The organism is Halorubrum sp. CBA1125, assembly GCF_009742825.1.
GTDB lineage: Archaea > Halobacteriota > Halobacteria > Halobacteriales > Haloferacaceae > Halorubrum.
Genome location: NZ_WPCE01000270.1, coordinates 1 through 2,836 on the forward strand (window position 1 = coordinate 1; position 2,836 = coordinate 2,836).

At 68.4% G+C, this 2,836-nt stretch carries 2 protein-coding genes and 1 pseudogene; all 3 read right to left on the minus strand.

The window, feature by feature from the left end:
* Positions 1–99: 99 nt before the first annotated feature.
* On the minus strand, positions 100–1,173 hold the full coding sequence (locus GJ633_RS15470) for a methionine synthase (RefSeq protein ID WP_156589504.1): 1,074 nt from the start codon (positions 1,171–1,173) through the stop codon (positions 100–102).
* Positions 1,173–2,173: pseudogene (locus GJ633_RS15475) on the minus strand (5-methyltetrahydropteroyltriglutamate--homocysteine methyltransferase). The gene GJ633_RS15470 and the pseudogene GJ633_RS15475 overlap by 1 nt, the downstream one beginning before the upstream one ends.
* Positions 2,174–2,227: 54 nt before the next feature.
* Positions 2,228–2,836, minus strand: a 609-nt coding sequence (locus GJ633_RS15480; RefSeq protein ID WP_394351169.1) for a HemK2/MTQ2 family protein methyltransferase, incomplete at its 5' end; no start/stop codon positions are given.

Genomic DNA, 2,836 nt, shown 5'->3' on the forward strand with positions numbered 1-2,836 from the left:
GAGAGAACCCGACGAGAAAAAAGGTCGATATGCAGTAGCAACCGAACGGGCGTTTCACCCCGAACGGCGCCGAACAGATGCTATTTCGACAGTGCTGATTCAGTCGTCGGCCAGCGGCGCGTCCAGATCGATCTCGCCGGCGTCGATCTCGGCTTCGACCTCCCGAACGGCGGTCACCATGTTCTCGGTCTTGCCGTAGGCGACCTCCCGCGGGAGCAGCTTCAGCCCGCAGTCCGGCGAGATCGTGAGCTTCTCCGGGGGCACGACGCGGAGGCCCTGGCGGATGTTCGCTTTGATCTCCTCGACGGGCTCCACCTCGGCGGTGTGGGCGTCGACGACGCCGAGCGCGAGGTCGGGCTCGAACGCGGGCTCTTCGAATGTCGGGATCTGCTCGTAGTCGCCGTTGCACAGCTCGACGTCGAACTCGTCTATCGGGTAGTCGTTGATCTCGGGGTAGATCCGCGAGTAGTCGCCGTAACACACGTGCAGGCCGATCCGGACCTCCTCGTCGATCCCCGAGACGATCCGTTCGAGGGCCTCGCCGACGATGGCGTGGTCCTCCGGCGTCGTCGCCAGCGCCGGCTCGTCGATCTGGATGTAGCGCGCGCCGGCGTCGACGAGCTTCTCCACCTCCTCGTTCACGAGGTCGGCGAGGTCGTAGACCAGCTCCTCGGTGGAGGGGTACGCCTCGTTGAACGCCCAGAACCCGAGCGTGTACGGTCCCGTGATCGGGACCTTGACGGGGCGCTCGGCGACGTTCGAGGTGAACGCGAACTCGTCGACGAGCCACGGCTCGTCGTAGGCGACCTCCTCGACGACGGACGGCTTGTCGAAGTAGTTGTGCCCCCACACCTTCACCGGGCCGTTGAACTCGTAGCCGTCGATGCGGTCGGCGAAGAACTCGACCATCTCGTTGCGGCGCATCTCGCCGTCGACGACCGTGTCGAGCCCGGCGCGCTCGTGCTCGCGGGTGATGAGCCGCGCGGCGTCGTCGTGCGCCTCCGCGAGGTCGTCCTCGTCGAACTTCGAATCGGGGTCCTCGACGAGCTCGTCGGCGCGGTTGAGCCACTTGGGCTTCGGGTACGAGCCGACGACGGTCGTGAGCAGGAACGCGTCGTTCGGGTGGTCGTGCGGGCGGAACTGGTCGCGGTTGGCGGCTGGGTTACGGGCCATTACTCGAGCACCTCCGTGGCGGCAGAGAGGGCGGAAAGCTTCGCGCGGTACTTGTTCTCCGGCAGGTAGAACAGCTCGGTGTTCGGGGTGAGGTACGTCCGGTCGAACGCCGCGGCGGCGCCCGTCGACTCGAACCACTCGACCCGCTCGGCGACCGTCTCCGGCTCCTCGACGAGCGTGTTCTGCCCGTCGACGAGCCCGAGCGAGACCGAGTCGGTCGCGCCGTACTCCTGGACGTTGTAGACCGTGTCCTCGCGGTCGCCCGCGACGATGTCGAGCCCGAGCGCGTCCGCGCCCGCCTCGTCGACGAGGTGCGCGTACAGCTTCTCGCCGAGCGCGCCGTAGAACGTCTGGACGACGACGTCGGCGGTCGTCGCCTCGGCGACCGTCCGGATCGCGTCGGTCGCGCGCTCCTCCTCGCCCTCGGCGGGCGCGTCCGTCACCAGCGACGGCTCGAGGAGGAACAGCGTGTCGTGGCTCGGGAACGCCTCGACCTCGCCGGCGAGGAGTCGGCGATCGCGGCCTGGAACGCGGCCTCGTCGCCGTAGCGCTCGTCGGTCGCGAGCTGCGCGAGCGAGTAGGGACCGGGCAGCGTCGCGGCGAGGGGGGCGTCGCCGTCGATCAGCGTGCGCGCCGACTCCAGCTCGCCCGCGACGTCGCCGGAGAAATCGAGTTCGTCGACGACCCGCGGGTCGCGGTAGAAGTTGTTGTTGTCGTAGTACCGGACGATCCCGCCGGTCTCGACGGCGTCGTGGACGGTCAGCGGGTGCGCGATCATGTCGTCCCAGCGGGCCTGTCCCTCGGTGACTAAGTCGAGGCCGGCCTCCAGCTGGTCGTCGACGTACTCCGCGCGCACCTCGTCGTACTGCTCGACGATCGCCTCGCTCTCGTCGCCGCTCAACAGGTCGCCCTTCTGGTGACCCTTGAGGTCCGAGAGCGTCTCTTTCGCCCAGTCCGGGAGCGGATACAACCCCGGCGTGGCCGCGACTCGTTCGGTCATCACCGTCGGTAGGCTATGCCGTCGTATAATATTTGCTAATACGTTTTATGCATTTCAGTAATCACTCGGTCGTTCGCGGCGTCGCAGCGCGAGCACCGTCAGCGTCTCGAAGGGGAACGACTCCTCGACGACCGATTCCGCCGCGAACCCCGCCTCCTCGGCGAGCGAACGCACCTCCTCGTACCCGGTGAGCGAGGAGACGAGGAGGAGGACGACGCCGTCCGGCGCGAGCACGCGTCCCACGTCCGCGAGGAACGGCGCTATCAGTTCCCGGCCGGACTCCCCGCCGGACAGGGCGCGTTCCATCCAGTCGTCCCACTCGTTGTCCGGGTCGGTCGGGAGGTACGGCGGATTGAAACACACCGTGTCGAACGCGTCCGCGCGGAACGGATCGAGCAGGTCGGCGACGACGGCCTCCACGCCCCGCTCGCGCGCCTGTCGGACCGCGTGCGGGTTGAGATCGCTGCCGACGACGTCGAGTCCGCGCTCCGCCGCGACGGTCGCCGCCACCCAGCCGGACCCCGTTCCCACCTCCAACACCCGGCCGTGAGCCGCCTCGACGGCGGCCTCCGCGAGGAGTCCCGAGTCCTCGGCCGGCTGGTAGACGTGCGCGTCGTCGACGCCGCGCCGCTCCGCGAGGTCGGTCATCGGTCCGCCTCCTCG